General features: G+C 54.5%; 3 protein-coding genes. 2 read left to right on the top strand and 1 reads right to left on the bottom strand.

The annotated features are described in order from the left end of the window. Positions 1-633, top strand: a 633-nt coding sequence (locus tag EOM25_14505; GenBank protein ID NCC26387.1) for a sugar kinase, incomplete at its 5' end; no start/stop codon positions are given. A gap of 116 nt (positions 634-749) precedes the next feature. Continuing rightward, on the top strand, positions 750-1163 hold the full coding sequence (gene mscL, locus EOM25_14500; protein NCC26386.1) for a large-conductance mechanosensitive channel protein MscL: 414 nt from the start codon (positions 750-752) through the stop codon (positions 1161-1163). A gap of 164 nt (positions 1164-1327) precedes the next feature. On the opposite strand, the gene EOM25_14495 is transcribed toward mscL, so the two are convergent. Beyond that, on the bottom strand, positions 1328-1720 hold the full coding sequence (locus EOM25_14495; protein NCC26385.1) for a transcriptional regulator: 393 nt from the start codon (positions 1718-1720) through the stop codon (positions 1328-1330). Positions 1721-1842: the final 122 nt, after the last annotated feature.

Below are 1842 nucleotides of genomic sequence, written 5' to 3'. Positions count from 1 at the left end.
ATCTATCGATTTCTCGAGGCCCATGTGGACGAGCTGGGCCCCACGGTCCTGGCCTTCCATTATCTCCAGCCCGATATCGACTGGCAGAACCGAATCCTTTTCGCCATTCAAGACATGGAAAAGAGGCCCCTCCTGGTGGCCGACGCAGGCTATATGTACGCGGCCAAGGCCGGCGGCCAGGCCCCGGAGTATGATCTGTTCACCCCGGATGTCGGGGAATTGGCCTTTCTGGCCGACGAAAACGCCCCCCACCCCTTTTACACCCGGGGCTTTATCCTGCACCAGAAAGATCGGGTGGAGGAATTGGCGGCCCGAGCCTACGAGCATGGGAATGCCGCCCGACTTCTGCTGATCAAGGGAAAAACCGATTTCGTGGCCCATAGCCAGGGCGTCATGCACATGGTCCGGGAGCCCGACATCCCCAATCTGGAACCCATTGGCGGGACCGGGGACACCATCACCGGCATGGTTTCGGCCCTCATGGCCTGCGGTCTGGAAACGTCCGAGGCCGCCTTGGTGGCCCTTCGTGCCAACAGGATGGCCGGAAGCCTGGCCGATCCGTCCCCGGCGACAAGTATCGCCGAGATCATCACCCATCTCCCTGAAGCTTTGGGCCGGGTTCTGAGCATTTGACGACGTATTCCTCAGCCATTCTTGCCTTGTAGAGGTCGTTGACGTGTAAGCTAGATCGGGCGTAGATTCCTGAAAGTTTTCCGTTTTCGTCAATTTGCAATGCAAGGAGGTTCGGCATGGGCTTTTTTTCCGAGTTCAAGGAGTTTGCCATGCGGGGAAACGTGGTGGACATGGCCGTGGGCGTGGTCATCGGAACCTCGTTCGGCAAGATCGTTTCCTCGCTGGTGGCCGACGTCATCATGCCGCCTATTGGGATGTTGGTCGGGGGCATGGATTTTTCCAGCCTGAAGATCGATCTGGCCCCGCCCATGGAGGGCATGGAAGCGGCGACCATAAATTATGGAAATTTTATCCAGACCCTGGTCGATTTCACCATCATCGGCTTTGCCATTTTTTTGGTCATCAAGGGGATCAATACCCTGAAACGGCGCATGGAAAAGCCGGCCGCTCCGGCCGCGCCCTCAGCCCCACCGGCCGACGTGGTCCTGCTGGCCGAGATACGCGATATTTTGAAGAGCGGAAAGAAATGATTTTTGGATGATTTGGGAGGCCTGGTGTTCGTCACAAGGACACCCGGGCTTACCCATTTGGCCGACTCGCTCCCGATCATTCTGCTTTTTCCCAAAAAAAAAGCCGCCGGAAAACCCCAGCTAGGGTCTTCCGGCGGCTTTCCGCATTGCGTTTCAGTAAAAGGCTAAGCTTTTTTCGTTCTTTTCTCCCAGAGACGCATGTCCTGCATTTTTTTTCTTCTTTCCCGGGCCAGGGATTTAGCCACCAAGGAAGCACCTTTTGGCAGCCCCCATTTGGCCTTGTATTCCTCAGGGGTGAGATCGTGCAGGGCCAAATGCTTCTTGGTCAGGACTTTGAAGACCTTGCCGCATTCCAGGCAGACGACGCTTTTTTCACGTATGGCCTTCTTGGGGTCGACGGCAGGTGCGGAAGATGAGGCCGGACACTCGCCTTCGGCCATGTTTTTGAAATTTTGAGACAAAGACTGGATCATGGCCATGATCTCATCCTCGGACATGTTCCGGACACTAGCCTGAGCCTTGGCGATTTCGATGGCTGCTTTGAGATAGTCTTCCATGGTTCCTCCATTAGATTATGGGAATTTTTATTTTAATAACGACGAACAAGGCCTTCTTTATTGTCGATGCAAGTTCAAAGTCAATAGTCTGGAACGATTTTTTGAATTCAAAAAGAATTGAG

It is taken from the genome of Deltaproteobacteria bacterium, assembly GCA_009929795.1.
GTDB lineage: Bacteria > Desulfobacterota > Desulfovibrionia > Desulfovibrionales > Desulfomicrobiaceae > RZZR01.
Note: the sequence above shows the minus strand (reverse complement) of the source record. Positions and strands in the feature narration are given on the sequence as shown.